This window comes from Chryseobacterium sp. PvR013 (assembly GCF_017833095.1).
Lineage (GTDB): Bacteria > Bacteroidota > Bacteroidia > Flavobacteriales > Weeksellaceae > Chryseobacterium > Chryseobacterium culicis_A.
The window spans coordinates 4,088,210-4,104,041 of sequence record NZ_JAFIBT010000001.1 but is presented as its reverse complement, the minus strand read 5'-3'; the positions used below and the strand labels follow the sequence as shown (position 1 = coordinate 4,104,041).

Sequence of the window (15,832 nt, the reverse complement as noted above, 5' to 3'; positions counted from 1 at the left end):
TGCCTTATCCAAAGATAAAGCAGTTCATTTATTATTCTTTAAAGAGAAATTAAATTCCAAAAGCGGTTTTAATTTCCTCTACTTTGTCAAGTTTTTCCCAAGTGAAGAACTCAAGATCTTTTAAGGTAATCTCGTTTTTCTGTCCTTTGTTGAACGTTTTATCAGCCACATAATGCTCTTTACCCATATGTCCGTAAGAAGCTGTTTCCTGATAAATAGGGTTTCTTAATTTTAAGTTCTGCTCGATTGCATAAGGTCTTAAATCGAAAATAGCAGAAACTTTTTTAGCAATGTCTCCATCATGAAGATCTACTTTTGCCGTTCCGTAAGTGTTGATATATAAACCACAAGGTTCAGCTACCCCGATTGCATAAGAAACCTGTACCAAAACTTCATCAGCCACTCCTGCAGCCACTAAGTTTTTAGCAATATGTCTTGTTGCATAAGCAGCACTTCTATCTACTTTAGAAGGGTCTTTTCCTGAGAAAGCACCACCTCCGTGAGCGCCTTTACCACCGTAGGTATCAACGATGATTTTTCTCCCTGTAAGACCAGTATCTCCGTGAGGTCCTCCGATTACGAATTTACCTGTAGGATTGATGTGATATTTGATCTGATCATTGAACAAAGCTTTGATTTCTTCTGTTTGCTGTGCAACCACTCTTGGAACCAGAATATTTTTGATATCCTCACGGATCTTGTTCAACATTTCTTCTTCCGCTCCAAAGTCATCGTGCTGAGTAGAAACTACGATAGAATCAATCCTGATGGGTTTGTGGTCATCAGAATACTCAATAGTCACCTGGCTTTTCGCATCAGGACGAAGGTAAGTGATTTCCTTATTTTCTCTTCTGATGGCAGAAAGCTCTTTAAGGATTGTGTGGGCAAGATCTAATGCAAGAGGCATATAGTTTGCCGTTTCATTGGTAGCATACCCGAACATCATTCCCTGGTCTCCAGCTCCCTGTGCATTTGCTTTAGCCTCAAAAGACTCATCATTTACGGCTCTGTCAACTCCCTGATTGATATCAGGTGACTGTTCATGGATTGCAGAGATCACTCCACAAGAATCTCCATTAAACATATATTCTCCTTTTGTATATCCGATTCCATTGATTACTTCTCTGGCAATGGTCTGTACATCAAGGTAAGCATCTGATTTTACTTCTCCTGCCAATACCACCTGTCCGGTAGTTACAAGAGTTTCACATGCTACTTTTGAATCTTTATCATAGGCTAAGAAATGGTCGATTAATGCATCGGAAATCTGATCGGCGATTTTATCCGGATGTCCTTCTGAAACTGATTCAGATGTAAATAAATAAGACATATAATTCTTTTGTTTTTAAAGATTTAAAAAATAGTGTTGAAGAAAAATATGAAATAAAATTGCCCAGAAAAAAGAATACTGTTTTAGCATATTTTTATAGAGGTTGCAATCAGGTCAAATTTTTCCTCGTAATAAACGTCAGCAAATTTAAGCACTATTTTCGTAATACTCAAAACTTTTGTTTATTAATTATAATTTTATTTAAATTGATGATTTCTATCACTTTAAAGCATTTCCATTACTGAGGCTTAATGCTTACAAATTCTTTCGGACTTTCGTGATAATTCAGCTTAAGTTCTAAAGAAGTTTTGATAGAATGTGACAATTCATCAATTATTTTTTGCTTAAATGTTGGCTTATAATAAATAATACTGATTTCTCGGTAAGGGAAAGGTTTTTTGAATCTGAAAACATTTTTCTTCTGCTCTTCTGAAAGCTGACTCAATGCCAGTTCCGGCAGAATACTGATTCCTCCTACCTTATCTACCATGTGTACCAAGGTTTGGATATTGGAAGCCAGAAAGTCTAAATTTTTAGGCTTCAAGGTATTTTCTTTCAGGTGACAGATATTTTCAAACTGGTTTCTTAAACAGTTTCCTTCTTCAAGCAACCATACTTTCTCTACATTCAGATCTTCCGGAATGATGTAAGAATTCTTTTTGTTGGCTTCCGTATTGGAACTGTAAATCATCAATTCTTCATTGAATAAGAAATCCTGATAAAACTCGTCAGCAGTGTCATAAGGTGTTGAGATAATTCCCGCATCCAGTTCACCAGCTTTCAAAGCTTTAATAATATTATCCGTGGTCATTTCTTTTACATTCATCTGGATCTTCGGATTATCTTCAAGGAATTTAAAGATTTCCGTTGGCAGAATGAAAGAAGACACCGTAGGAATAATCCCCAGATTAATGGTTCCTCCTAAAATATTATTCAAAAGATTGGCTTTGTTTTTCAGCTCATTGACAGACTCTATAATCACTTTTGCCTGATCAATAATCTGAAGACCTACATCTGTGGTACGAATCGGGTGAGTAGTTCTGTCAAAAACCTTTACATCCAGTTCATCCTCAAATTTCTGTATCATGGCACTTAACGTAGGTTGGGTAATAAAACACGCCTGAGCGGCTTTACCAAAATGTTTATACTTATCAACAGCGATAAGATACTCCAGTTGCTGAATGTTCATTTGATTAATATTATCTATTACAAAGATATAACGTTTTTGCTATTAGCAATTAAAAATTCAAGTAAATTTGATATTCATTACCTTTACACTTGGATTTAGAAAAAGAAAAACATTTATACAAATCATTAATGATATGGATTCTAAAAAATTAACGTTAAGTAACGGTGCACCTTATTTTGAACATCAGGATTCACAGACGGTAGGACCAAGAGGCCCGGTATTGCTGCAAGACTTTATTCTTCAGGAAAATCTTGCGCATTTCGTTAGGGAAAGAATTCCTGAAAGAATTGTGCATGCCAAAGGAAGCGGAGCTTACGGAACTTTTACCGTAACGCATGACATCAGCCAGTACACGAAAGCAAAACTGTTTTCAAAAGTAGGAAATTCGTGCAGAATGTTTGCAAGATTCTCCACAGTAGGAGGCGAAAAAGGAAGCGCAGATACAGCAAGAGATCCAAGAGGCTTTGCTTTAAAATTTTATACTGAAGACGGAAACTGGGATCTTGTAGGAAATAATACACCGGTATTCTTTATTAAGGATGCAAAAAAATTCCCGGACTTTATCCATACTCAGAAAAGAGTACCCAAAACAAATTTAAAAAGTGCCACCATGATGTGGGATTTCTGGAGTTTAAACCCTGAGTCTCTTCATCAGGTTCTTATATTAATGTCAGACAGAGGAACTCCGCATGGTTACAGACATATGCATGGTTTCGGATCTCATACTTTCTCCATGATTAATGATAAAAATGAAAGAGTATGGGTGAAATTCCACTTCAAAACAAAACAAGGTGTAAAAAATTTCACAGATGAAGAAGCTGTAAAAATGGCTGGTGAAAACCCTGACTTTGCCCAGGAAGATCTTTGCAACGCTATTGAAAATGGAGACTTCCCGAAATGGACTTTATACATACAGGTAATGACCGAAGAACAGGCAAAAGATTTCAGATGGAATCCTTTTGATGTAACCAAAGTATGGTTCCACGATGACTTCCCTTTGATCGAAGTAGGCGAAATGGAACTGAACGAAGTTCCTGTTAATTATTTTGCACATGTGGAACAGTCTACTTTTTCACCCAGCAACCTGATTAACGGAATCAGCTTCTCACCAGACAAAATGCTTCAGGGAAGATTATTCTCTTATCCAGATGCACACCGCTACAGAGTGGGGGTAAACTCGCATCAGCTGGAAGTGAACAGATGTCCTTTTGCTGTCAATAACTACCAAAGGGACGGCTATATGGCAGATTCAAGCCATTATCAGGATCAACCGAATTATCATCCCAACAGTTTTGATGACATCAAAGCGGATCCATCTTATAAAAACTATGAATATGAGCTAGACAGTGCTCATGTTGCCAGCTATAACAGAAATGAGAACGACAGTGATCACTATACTCAACCGGGGCTTTTATATTCAAAAGCAATGAATGCAGAAGAAAGAGATCATTTGATCAAAAATATTGTAGGCAGCATGAATGGTATAACCGGACCGAAAAAAGATGAAATTATCAATCGACAGCTGTGTCACTTTTTCCGTGCTAATATTGAACTTGGCATGAAAGTGGCTTCTCAACTAAATGTCAATATTGATGCAAATATGATGAATCATTCCAAATAATTATTTGGAAGGATAAATTAAAAAAAAGGAAAAAAAAATAATATTTTTTCCTTTTTTTTGTAAAAAATTCATAATTTGCAAAGGATGATATTTTAAAGTGGAAAAATGAGTTACGAGAACATATTATTAAAAAAAGAAGATAAATTATCTATCATTACCATAAACAGACCTGAAAGTTTAAATGCTTTAAACGCTAAAACAATTCAGGAAATCAGCACTGCACTGGACGAGCTTAACGCTGATACTTCTTGTAGGGTAATTATCCTTACAGGCAGTGGAGAAAAATCTTTTGTAGCGGGAGCTGACATCAAGGAATTCAGTGATTTCGGACAGGAAAAAGCTGAAGAACTTGCAAGAAACGGACAAAACACATTGTTCAACAAAATTGAAAACATGTCTAAACCTGTCATTGCAGCCGTAAACGGTTTTGCATTGGGAGGAGGTTTAGAGCTTGCCATGGCATGCCACATCAGATATGCATCGGAAAACGCCAGATTAGGGCTTCCTGAAGTAACTCTTGGACTGATTCCAGGATATGGAGGAACTCAAAGGCTTCCAAAGCTTGTAGGAAAAGGTATTGCCAATGAAATGATCTTCTCTGCCAAAATGATCTTTGCTCAAAAAGCAAAAGAGATCGGACTGGTCAATGAAGTATATCCTATTGAAGAATTATTAACCAAAACGAAAGAATTAGCAAACACGATTGCCTATAATTCACCAATGGCAATATCCAAGGCTATAAATGCCGTGAATTTATCTGACACGGAGAAAGGTTTTGAAGCTGAAATCAAGTATTTCGGTGAACTTTTTGACATGGAAGATAAGAAAGAAGGAGTTACTGCGTTTCTAGAGAAGAGAAAACCTAACTTCTAAATCTTTCTAAAAGATTTTAATCCAAATTATTTCGAAAAAAAACAATGCTGCGGTATGAATAAGTTTGATAAAGCTTATCTAAAAATGGCTCAGGAATGGGCAAAACTCTCCTACTGTAAGAGAAAACAGGTGGGAGCTCTTATCGTAAAAGATAGGATGATTATTTCAGATGGTTACAACGGGACTCCTTCGGGATTCGAAAACTGCTGTGAAGATGGAGAAGGGAAAACACACTGGTACGTATTGCATGCAGAAGCCAACGCTATATTAAAACTAGCAGCTTCCACTCAATCTGCAAAAGGGGCAACGTTATATCTGACGCTGTCTCCCTGTAAAGAATGCAGCAAGCTGATTTTACAGGCAGGAATTACGAGACTGGTGTACATTAATGAGTATTCGGATGACGATGGGATATCGTTCCTGAGAAACCATAATATTGAAATAGAACAAATATCGGACTGTGAACTAAAAAAATAAGCACAAATGACTTGGGATGAAAAGATCAAAGATTTTGAAATATTTCTTCGTTTCGAAAGAAATTTTTCAGAAAACACACTCGACGCCTACGTTCGGGACATTAAGAAATTAAAAGATTACGCAGAAGAGGATCTGGAAAACGTCGGTCCAGACTCCATCGGTTACGAAAACCTGCAGGAATACATTTTCAATCTTTCCAAACAGAAATTCAGTGAGAGATCACAGGCAAGATGGATATCTTCCATTAAAGCTTTCTTTAAATTTCTGCTGGAGGATGAATATCGTGAAGACAATCCTGCGGCGTTACTTGAAGGCCCTAAATTGGGATTATATCTACCAGATACTTTAAGCTTGCCTGATATCAACAAAATTATTGCTGCTATTGAGGTCAATACAGATCTCGGAAAAAGAAACCACTGCATCATAGAGGTACTATATGGCTGCGGACTTCGGGTTTCCGAACTGATTGATCTGAAGATCTCCAATATCAACTTCAAAGAGCAGTACATCAAAGTACACGGAAAAGGAAACAAAACCCGTTTTGTTCCTTTAGCTGACTATACTGCAGATATGCTGGAAAGTTATATCAAAGAGGTACGTTCTAAAGGTAAAATTAATAAGAAATATGAAGACACCCTGTTTTTAAACAGCCGTGGGACTTCTATGTCCAGAGTGATTGTATTTCTTATTATTAAAGAACTTACAGATAAAGCCGGGGTCAACAAAAAAATATCTCCACACACCTTCAGACATTCGTTTGCAACCCATTTATTACAGAATGGGGCAGATTTACGTTATATCCAGGAAATGCTGGGACATTCCAGTATTACAACAACGGAGATCTATACGCATCTGAAAACTGAAGAATTAAGGGATGTTATTTTGAGTTATCACCCGAGAAATATTAATATTGCTCAATGAAACTATTGAAATATTGTCCAAGCTGTGGCAAAGAGTCCTTACACTGGGATGGCGAAAAGAAATGGAGCTGTCCGGAATGTGGTTTTACTTTGTATAATAATGTGGCAGGTGCAGTAGCAGTTGTCATCAGATGGGGAGACGAAATTTATCTTACCCGAAGAAACAGAGATCCCAAAAAAGGAAAACTTGATCTTGCCGGAGGATTTGTCGACCCAAAAGAAAGTGCAGAGGAAACCTGTAAAAGAGAACTTTTTGAAGAACTTCAGCTTGATATTGATATTTCTAACCTGAAATACCTTACCAGCCTTCCTAACATCTATCAATACAAAGAGATTGATTATAATACGATTGATCTATTTTATGAGTATAATGTTTCGGAAAAGTTTGAGGTAAATCTTGAGCTCTCTGAGATTTCAGAGGCAGTCTGGATTCCTTTACAGGAGTTAAACTTAGAGGACATTGCTTTTGATTCCCAGAAGAGATTTTTCGAGAGTTATTTAAAGAAATAATTTTTGTAATATATTCTCTCGCAGATTTTGCAAATTGAGCAGATTGTAAATACAATCATCTGCTGGATCTGTAAAATCTGCGAGAGTTTTTTTATGATTGAATTAATACGTTTTAGCCTTAAGCATTTCTTCAAAGTACTGAATCAATAATGCTCTTTCTGCTTCTGAAAGATTGGCTTCCTGATGATAGACAATATAACCAGGCATTGGCATTGTCCTGTTCTGGATTGTTTGAATAGATTTCGTAAGCATATTCTCCTTCAAATCCTTATTATAATTTCCCCAGGTAGAAAAATTCAGATGTTCCCGGCCTTCATTCACATGGCTTTTTACAGACCATGAAACGGGAGCAATAAAGGCATATTTCGGGTAGACTGTTTCATTGGAATGACAGTCATAACAGGCATTTTTAAGCAGTGTTCTAATCTTTTCCGGTGATTTCCTTGCCTCCACAAAGTTTACAGCAGAATCAATAGGTTTATTGGTTCTGTCAATAGGAAAAAACTGAATCAGAGCAAATGCTACCAATGTCCAGAATACTATTTTCTTAACTATTTTCATCAGCTTACTTTACCGGAGTTAAAACTGCATTGGAGGATTTCAATTCTTTCTTAACTTCCTGTTTCACTTCAGCAGCAGCTGGTGGTGTTTCCACGGCTGGCGTTGGTGCAGGAGCTGTTGTTCCTTTAGGGTTATCAAGTGTTCTGGAATCTTTCAGATCCCATTCTTCCCTTGTTTCCCATAGACCTCTCACAATTACTTTTTTGTAGAAAATATAAGCATCTTCAGCAAAAACATCATTAGCAAAGTCTGCTTCATCCCAATATTTATTGCCGTTATTATCCACCAGAATTCTTACAATATATTCTCCAGGTTTCAGGATATCAAATTTTATATGATCTCCTTTGATATATTTCTGATAGGCTATCTTGTCTGAAGAATCTATCAGCTGAATCCAATAATTGGTAGTTGGCGCATTCGAAATAGAGAATTCAACACTTCCAAACTGGTCTACTTTAGCCACATCAAAGTCGAAACGCTTAGATTGTGTATTTTTTGTATAGAATGAGGATATCGTTTCCTTAGGAACAGTAAGCTCATAGCTTTTTCCCATCACAAAATCTGACTGAACCTGGATCTGGTAAGGATTTGTTTCTGAAATTTTTGCGGTAAATGGCAAAGTTGTCAGGCTGTCTCCTTTAATTTTCAGTGTCCATTTTGAAGGATCAATTTTATCAACGATATAGTTGGAAGCAATTTTTAAATCGGCCTTTGGAGCAATGGAAGTTCCATCATTGTCACTGAAGACATCCATAGCATTCTTCTTATTATATCTGTAAAATAAGGAAACGCTGTAAGCACTGTCTTTTTTCGGACCTTTATTATGCGTGAATATAAGCTTTTCATTGGCGGTTTGCCCCACGTCATCTTTCACTGCATCAAACCAGATTCTAACGGAATCAGATTTTGGATTATGTGTTATTTTTACATCCTTCAATTTCTCATTCAATGACTGAACTTTAACTTCATCTGGATTCCCCTCGAATGTCATCAGAACGCCTCCTGCAGTTTCTTTCATTTCTACATATTTCACAGGCTTTTTGGAAGGATAAACTTTTAGATTTAATCCTGAAATAGATTTTTCAACATTAATCGGATCTTTCTGGAACCCTACTTTTTCTTTACCCGGATCATACATAGAATTTCCATTCTCATCTTCAAAAGCAATAATTTTATATTTCCCTGGGGTCAGATAGTTTAATTCGTAATATCCGTCTTCATCCACCTTGGTGATATAGTAAGGCTTTTTCTTGTAATCCATGGTATCTTTTACCTGATACAATCCAACCACCAGTTTATTCTCCGTTGTTGTTCCGGTCTTCTTTTTAATATCCAATGCATCCTTTACTTCACCGCTCACATAAAGATCATCCAGTTTATCTCCTGTGGAAAAAGCAAAATTAAAATACCTCAGTATATTGGATTCATTATTATCAACAATTGAATTTCCAAAATTGAAATTATAAGTTGTATTGGCCTGAAGAGTATCCGTCCACTGGATCAGTACAAATTTATTGGCTATATTCGAAGGAAGAATCCTTGTTATCCCTTTTATAGGAGGTGAAATAATCAGATTTTTGTTGATGTCCTTTAAAGTCACATATTCATCAAAATCCAGACGGAGTTCGCGAATATCTCTTTTCACATTAATTCTTGTGGTATCAATGTTTGAGCTTAAAAACTTCGGCGCAAGGGTATCTTTAGGCCCTCCAACAGGAGATCCTACTCTTGCACAAGAATGAACAAGAAAACAGATAACGAATAATAAAAGAAACCTTTTCATGAAAATGTTTAGGCAAAAGTAAACATTATTCTCCAAAAACTTCCTGTCCGGAATTCAAAGTATCTTTATTGTCATGCATCACGGTATGAAGCTTATCCTTCTGCAAAGGGAAATCTTCGAATAAGCCTGATAATGCAAGGGCTGTATATACTTTGTTTGAATATTTGTTTCCAATAGCTACAATGGTCACTTTAGATTTTAAAAGGTGGGCAAATACGGAATTCGTACCATGCCACCATCCGTTATGATAAGTAAGCTTTTCACCGTTATCAAATATTTTCATTCTGAATCCTAAACCATAGTTATTCATTCCTGCTTTTTCATTGCTATAAGGAGCAAATACCATTTCCATCAGCTCCGGTTTAAGGAAATTTTTTGAAAACATGGCTTTTGAGAAATTGTATAAATCTCTTGGGGTCGTGTATACATTTTTATCTCCGTAAATAAGATCCAGTCTGTCTAAAGGATACAGTTTGTTTCCTCCATAATAGAATGACTGTGAAGCGGTAGGAATATCTTTTTCCTGGAAAATGTACGTATTATTCATTTTCAGCGGAGTGAAAACCATTTCTTTCATCGCTTGAGGAAAAGGAGTTTTGGTAACTTTTTCAACCAGCAAGGCCAATAAAGCAAAGTTGGTATTACAGTACATAAACCCTGTATCCGTATCTCTTGCCAGATCAGGTTTGTATTTGATAATCATATTCAATACATCCTGATTCGTAATGAATGGCTTGGAAAGTTCTGCCGGTGCAGGCTGTATTTTAGTAATAAAGTACTCGTATTTCGGAAGACCACTTCTTTGATCTAATAACGTTTGAACCGTAACATTAGGATAAGGAAATCCTGGAAAAAACTGAGTAAGATGATCTGTAAGTTTTATTTTACCGGCCTCAATTAGCTTCATCATCGCCATTGCAGTTAAGGTCTTTGAAACTGACGCTACATGCAAAGGTGTATTTTTATCGATTGGCATCTGATTTCCTTCTCTTCCGAAACCTCTGTAATTTTCATACAGAATTTCATCACCTTTGGCAACAAGAATTCCGCCACTAAGATCTCCTGCTTCCCATATCTTCTTGTAATACTGATCTATATAACTTACCGTAGTCTGTCTGTTTAGAAGCTGCCCATCACCTTTCGTGAAGACATCTCCCAAATCTACGTTTCCATAGTTAGGAAGATTGGTTGTATTTTCAGCCGAAGCATCTTTAGCTTCAGACTTTTTTTTACAAGAAAATATTGATAAGAAAACAGTTAAGATAAGTACAAAATTACGCGTCGTCATGAGATTCAAAATGAGCGGCAATTTAATAAAACTCAAAATAAATAATAAACATGAGGTGGATATTATGAATTATTTAACATTCATGAGAGAAAAAGTGAAATTTGGACAAGAATTGTTTTAAGATTCTTTAATCCTGTTCTGACCTAATCCAACTCAATCATAGTAACTTATCCTCTAATTTATAAAACAGTACAGAATTTCTAAAATGTTATAACAGGAATGTCCTTATCTGGATAGTTATTGAATTGATTAAATATTTTATTTAAATATTCATTTGTAGCATTATAGTTATTGTCTTTAATCCCTTTAAATTCATAACTAAAACTATCTCCCAAATCATTTTTAAAGTTAATATTATGAGCCGCAGGATCTTTTATAAAGTCATTAATATTCTTCTTTAGTTTCTCTTTTCTTATGTTTTCTTTGATAGCATTCATTTCAGGCTGATTCTCTAATTTTTTAATTCCAATTAATTCAAAAGTATAATTTCCATCTACTGACTCTGCTTTAATAACTAAACCGGGTAATCCTGAAAAAACATAAGGACCATCATTGATTGGAATATCATTGGTATATAAAACGTGCCATACTCTTTTCCCAAAATCGGCGAATGCTTCATTGGCCATATAGCCCTTATATTTACCATACTTCTTTAAATCATAAAAATTAATCTTATCTTCTTTATACCAATAATTGAATTGGTTAAAATTACCACCTACAGTAAAATAATCTTTTGAAAAGTCTTTGAATACTTTTATTCTTAAAAAAGAATTTTTAATTGCTGATACTCCTTTATAATCCGACTTACTGACTAGAGAATCAATTTTTTCTTTATTTAGGTTATAAAAAATACTTTGATTAGCAATTATTTTTAGAGCCATATATTCTTTTACTAATGAATCTTTATCCTTTACTGGCTTAAATTGCACTTCATATGTGACCTGATAATTTTGTGCAGCTATATAAGTACATGATGATAAAAAAATATATAAATAAAATATAAACTTTCGCATTGTATATTAATTAATCGGTAAATTTTTCATTTAGAACTTTTTCATAATAATCTTTCTGAGGGTCATTAATATGTTCAAAGTAACGGTATTTATTGAAAAAAAAATATTTTTGACAAGTTTTTGGAAGATACTGATTTATATTATCAGAATCAGAATGTTCAACAATAGTATACATCGGAAAATGAGCAGATACTATATCTTTATTTTTTATTAATATTTCCATAACGTTATATTGGAATGCTCCATTGCAGCTGAATTCTGTAATATCCGATTCAATATATTTCTGATAATAATAGTTAATAACTTCTTTGCTGAAATTTTTATCCTTTAAGCTAATAACAGAAGAAAAAATGGTATAAAGCCAGTTATACTTTATATGAGTTTTTATTTTTTTCGTAGAATTAGTATCTTCTGAAGAAATAATTATAGATTTTAAATTTACTTTCTTTAAAATGTTTGTAAGAAATAATTCGGAATTTATTTTTAAAGGACTCAAACTCTTTTTTTCACTTGCCTGTAAATAGTCCTTCATTTTCCCATATGTATCTACATTTAATTTTTCATTGAGATATTCATTAATAGCGGCTTGATCTCCCTGATAAACAATTGTATTATTCTTTATAGTTAATATTAATTTTTCGGTAGGTTCAAGATATATCGTCAAAGATCTATCCAGATCTTGAGTCCCTTTAATTGAAATTTTATTTACTATACCTGAGAATTCCTTTTTATTCCCTTCTTTTAATATCACTTCTGTCTTATTATTTTTAATAGCAACCGACCCGGTATTGTTATTAATAATAGTAATTTTTTGAGATGATAATACTGAATAACTGAATAAGAGGATACAGAATATCCTCTTACCTAAAAATGACTGTTTCATTTGTGAAGTGCAAATTGAAAAATTTTAATTATTTCTATACTCCTCACATTTATTAAAGCAATCAACCGCATTATCAGCAATAATATCTATCGCAGGTTTTCCTGATCCCGATGGACTACAATGACAGTTAGCCTGAGGACCTGTTCCTCCAAAAACTTTTTTTAATTGCTCTTTTGAAACTTGTCTTAAATTTTTCATTATAATAAATATTTTAGAATTGGACTATAAATATATACAATTATTCAATCATTAGGGAATTTTATTATAAAAAATAAAGTGGTAGATTTCTTCTTAGTTTATACAGAGAGACTAATCCTCAGTCTTTCCCATTTTAAATGATTCATATTCTAGTGAACATTTAAATTTTCTCTTACTGCTAATTCCCACTGTAAATACAACAAAAAGTCATACAGCGACAACAATTAAAAAAGTGTTCATAGTAAATAAAAAAGCGAATTCACTTTTCGTAAATTCGCTTTTTATCTTATTATTTTTCTTTGCCTAACTATGTGAAGCAACAATTTTATCTACAATAAACTGAGCCAGCTTTTCTTTGCTCTGATGCGTCCAGCCAGCAATATGTGGCGTTACAATGGCTTTTTCAGATTCGAGAAGATATTTTAAATCTTCATTTTCGGCCTCAATATTCTCGAAAGAAGACTTTTCATACTCCAATACATCCAGACAGGTACCTTTTACTTTCCCAGACTTCAATGCTTCCACTAAACTTTTAGTTTTCAAATTCTTTCCTCTTGCTGTATTGACAAAATAGAAGTCGTTTTTCATTTCTGCAATGAAAGTTTCATCAATAAGATAATGCGTTTCCGAAGTTAAAGGGATATGTAAGCTTACAACTTCTGCAGACTGCTTCAGTTCTTCCAGTGAAACCTGTGAGGCATATTCATCAGAAAGGCCTGGAAGTATATCATGGAAAATCACTTTACATCCAAAACCGGAAAGTCTTTTAGCCGTAGCTTTCCCCATATTTCCATACCCAATTAATCCGACTGTTTTTCCTAACAGCTCATCACCTCTGTTTTCTTCACGTTTCCAGATCCCGTTTTTCACTTCCTGAGAAGCTATAAAAAGTCGGTTCATGATAACAAGCAGCATTCCTACTACATGTTCTGCTACAGAATCTCTGTTTCCTTCCGGAGAATTGATCAATTGAATCCCCAGTTTTTCGGCAACAGGAATATCAATATTTTCCATTCCGGCTCCTACTCTTGCAATAAACTTCAGATTCTTACCTTTTTCCAGAAAGTTTTTGTCTAAAGGAATACGGCTTCTGATAATAATACCGTCGTAATTCTCAATTTTATCACAAACCTCATCATAAGACGACGTAAAATCCTCTTCCAATATAAAATTCTGAGCCAGAAGCTGTTCAGTAATAAGAGGATGGTTTTTATCTAAAAGAAGTATTTTCATTTTTTTAAACACAAATGGCACAAATTGGTTGCACAAATAGCACAAATTATAATATCCCGTTGATAACTCTTTTTACACCGTTTTTAAACTGGAGTGTATTGAAGTTAATTAGCATTCCAAGTTTACAATTACTTAGGCGGAGGTAGGTAAGTATTTGTGCTAAATGAATATCCTGTAATGATCCTATAGATTTTATCTCCAGCACAAATTTTTTCTCAATTAAAAAGTCAAGTCTATAGCCAACATCCATTTTAATTTCATCATAAATTAATGGCATCGGTTTTTGTCTTTCTACAAGAATATCATGTTTATTTAATTCATAAAACAGACATTCTTCATAAGCACTTTCCAAAAGTCCAGGTCCCAACGCTTTATGAACTATATACCCGGCCTCATAAACAATTTTTGATATATCATTTTCTGAAATATCCATTTTCATTATTTTTTTTCATTTGATCAGGCACAAACCATTTGTGAAAATTCGTGCTAGACATTTGTGTTTTTTGTGTTTTTACTTTTTGTCTTTTTTAGACTCCTGTGGTTCCTGGAATAACTTTTTAAGTTCTACAGATTCCAGAGGCTTCATTCTTCCTGAAAGAATCAATGAAAGTTCTTTTCTACGGAAAGCCGCAGCAAATCTTTCTTTCTCTTCTTCTGTTTCCGGAACCATTTCCGGGATAGGAATCGGGCGGTTGAATTCATCTACAGCAACAAAGGTATAAATACCGGCATTGGTGTGAATTTTCTTCTGATTGATCGGATCATCCAACCATACATCCACATACACTTCCATGGAAGTAGAGAATGCTCTGGAAACTTTAGATTCCAATACCACTACTCCACCTTCCGGAATCGGATGATTGAAAGATACGTGGTTTACAGAAGCTGTTACAACTCTTCTTTCACAGTGTCTTGCTGCAGAAATAGACGCACAACGGTCCATTTTTGCTAATAGTTCACCACCGAAAAGGTTTCTTAAAGAGTTGGTTTCGTTCGGAAGAACGATATTGGTCATAATGGTCAGAGATTCTGACGCTTTTTTTATTTTTGCCATCTATTCTTAGTGTTGTTTGGAGCGGCCGGGGCAGATTGTTTTGCTTTTCCGGCAGGTTTTGCTAATGAATCTTTTTTCAAAGAATCTGAAACGGGTGTTTGCGGAGTATGTACCATCACCTTTACTGTATCTTTTACAATTCGATGGGTAGAAGTCTGTACGGAAACATTCTTGAAAGATTTTTTTCCAAAAATAAGTTCCTGCTGGGTAAATGCCAGATATAAAATTCCTAGAACCGGAATAATCAGAAGGAAAACCCAGAGAATTGTTTTTCTGAATTTAAAATCTTTTTCGCGGTTCACTAAAGTTTTTACCTTTTCCCCGTTATTGATATCTGAAAAACGAATCTCTTCCAGTCCGTAAAAGTCAGGACGTCCGGATTCTATTCTTTTTCCTTTGAAATGGGTATGCCCTTCTTCAATGAAAACTGTTCCAAGGTTTTGAATTTCAAGAACCTGTTCGGCCTGAAGTTTTTTCTTCCAAAAATCAGTCTGGATCTTAAGATCACTTCTTGAAGCTTCCAGGGACATCTGTTTCTGTCCTGCAATAAAAGCAGTAAGATCTTCAGCCTGTATTTCGTAGTCTATTGTAAATTCAATCTGACTGGCCGGAGGCAGGATGCTTCCGTTTTCGGAATTGATAATTGCCTTGGAATTTTTCAGTGAAAACACCCCGAAGCCTGGAACCGTGGCAGTTCCAAATTGTTTTAAATATTCTAAAATGTATGCTGAAATATTCATTTGGCAGCAAATTTATAACTTTTTCGTGACTTTTTGTAAAATTTAATGGATATAAAAAAGACTGCCGAAACAGTCCTTTGATTATTCCGTATTAAAATAGGAATACGGTTATTTAAACTTCTTTTTTTAAGCTTAACAATTGTTATGAAAATGGTAAAA

General features: G+C 34.8%; 17 protein-coding genes. 5 read left to right on the top strand and 12 right to left on the bottom strand.

Annotation, left to right across the window (positions count from 1 at the left end):
- Positions 1–49 precede the first annotated feature (49 nt).
- Together metK and JOE44_RS18720 are read right to left on the bottom strand one after the other, a co-directional pair.
- A complete protein-coding gene (gene metK, locus JOE44_RS18725; protein WP_105684155.1) occupies positions 50–1,330 on the bottom strand; it encodes a methionine adenosyltransferase in 1,281 nt (426 codons plus the stop codon).
- A 238-nt stretch (positions 1,331–1,568) separates the two neighbouring features.
- Positions 1,569–2,519 (bottom strand): LysR substrate-binding domain-containing protein, encoded by a 951-nt coding sequence (locus tag JOE44_RS18720; protein ID WP_047428937.1) that lies wholly within the window; start codon positions 2,517–2,519, stop codon positions 1,569–1,571.
- A gap of 133 nt (positions 2,520–2,652) precedes the next feature.
- Between JOE44_RS18720 and JOE44_RS18715 the strand changes: the two genes are divergently transcribed.
- The 5 genes from JOE44_RS18715 (at position 2,653) to JOE44_RS18695 (ending at position 6,920) form a co-directional block, all read left to right on the top strand.
- A complete protein-coding gene (locus JOE44_RS18715) occupies positions 2,653–4,140 on the top strand; it encodes a catalase (RefSeq protein ID WP_209786752.1) in 1,488 nt (495 codons plus the stop codon).
- Between the two features lie 105 nt (positions 4,141–4,245).
- Entirely contained in the window at positions 4,246–5,013 is a 768-nt protein-coding gene (locus JOE44_RS18710; protein ID WP_209786751.1) for an enoyl-CoA hydratase-related protein, read from the top strand.
- A 54-nt stretch (positions 5,014–5,067) separates the two neighbouring features.
- The gene (locus JOE44_RS18705; protein ID WP_034692520.1) at positions 5,068–5,490 is read left to right on the top strand and encodes a dCMP deaminase family protein; all 423 of its coding nucleotides are present in this window, start codon (positions 5,068–5,070) and stop codon (positions 5,488–5,490) included.
- Between the two features lie 6 nt (positions 5,491–5,496).
- On the top strand, positions 5,497–6,411 hold the full coding sequence (gene xerD / locus JOE44_RS18700) for a site-specific tyrosine recombinase XerD (protein ID WP_209786750.1): 915 nt from the start codon (positions 5,497–5,499) through the stop codon (positions 6,409–6,411).
- Entirely contained in the window at positions 6,408–6,920 is a 513-nt protein-coding gene (locus tag JOE44_RS18695) for an NUDIX domain-containing protein (RefSeq protein WP_209786749.1), read from the top strand. The genes xerD and JOE44_RS18695 overlap by 4 nt, the downstream gene beginning before the upstream one ends.
- A 102-nt stretch (positions 6,921–7,022) precedes the next feature.
- Here JOE44_RS18695 and JOE44_RS18690 read toward each other — a convergent pair whose 3' ends face one another.
- The 10 genes from JOE44_RS18690 to JOE44_RS18645 all read right to left on the bottom strand — a co-directional run bounded on the left by JOE44_RS18690 (position 7,023) and on the right by JOE44_RS18645 (position 15,673).
- Positions 7,023–7,481 (bottom strand): heme-binding domain-containing protein, encoded by a 459-nt coding sequence (locus JOE44_RS18690; RefSeq protein WP_209786748.1) that lies wholly within the window; start codon positions 7,479–7,481, stop codon positions 7,023–7,025.
- Positions 7,482–7,485: 4 nt separating this feature from the next.
- Positions 7,486–9,264, bottom strand: coding sequence for an Ig-like domain-containing protein (locus tag JOE44_RS18685; protein ID WP_209786747.1), 1,779 nt, complete (start codon positions 9,262–9,264; stop codon positions 7,486–7,488).
- Between the two features lie 25 nt (positions 9,265–9,289).
- A complete protein-coding gene (locus tag JOE44_RS18680; protein ID WP_209786746.1) occupies positions 9,290–10,552 on the bottom strand; it encodes a serine hydrolase domain-containing protein in 1,263 nt (420 codons plus the stop codon).
- Positions 10,553–10,752: 200 nt separating this feature from the next.
- Positions 10,753–11,565, bottom strand: coding sequence for a GLPGLI family protein (locus JOE44_RS18675; RefSeq protein WP_209786745.1), 813 nt, complete (start codon positions 11,563–11,565; stop codon positions 10,753–10,755).
- Positions 11,566–11,575: 10 nt separating this feature from the next.
- Positions 11,576–12,448, bottom strand: a complete 873-nt coding sequence (locus JOE44_RS18670) for a hypothetical protein (protein ID WP_209786744.1) — start codon at positions 12,446–12,448, stop codon at positions 11,576–11,578.
- A 24-nt stretch (positions 12,449–12,472) separates the two neighbouring features.
- Positions 12,473–12,646: a hypothetical protein gene (locus JOE44_RS18665; protein WP_209786743.1), complete on the bottom strand. Its 174-nt coding sequence runs from the start codon at positions 12,644–12,646 to the stop codon at positions 12,473–12,475.
- 303 nt (positions 12,647–12,949) lie between these two features.
- A complete protein-coding gene (locus tag JOE44_RS18660; RefSeq protein ID WP_209786742.1) occupies positions 12,950–13,879 on the bottom strand; it encodes a 2-hydroxyacid dehydrogenase in 930 nt (309 codons plus the stop codon).
- 46 nt (positions 13,880–13,925) lie between these two features.
- Positions 13,926–14,312, bottom strand: a complete 387-nt coding sequence (locus JOE44_RS18655) for a GxxExxY protein (RefSeq protein ID WP_245169811.1) — start codon at positions 14,310–14,312, stop codon at positions 13,926–13,928.
- A 78-nt stretch (positions 14,313–14,390) separates the two neighbouring features.
- Positions 14,391–14,933 (bottom strand): acyl-CoA thioesterase, encoded by a 543-nt coding sequence (locus JOE44_RS18650; RefSeq protein WP_047381641.1) that lies wholly within the window; start codon positions 14,931–14,933, stop codon positions 14,391–14,393.
- Positions 14,921–15,673 carry a hypothetical protein gene (locus JOE44_RS18645; protein ID WP_209786741.1) on the bottom strand — a complete coding sequence of 251 codons (753 nt, stop codon included), beginning with the start codon at positions 15,671–15,673 and terminating at the stop codon, positions 14,921–14,923. Before JOE44_RS18645 ends, JOE44_RS18650 begins: the two co-directional genes overlap by 13 nt.
- Positions 15,674–15,832 lie beyond the last annotated feature (159 nt).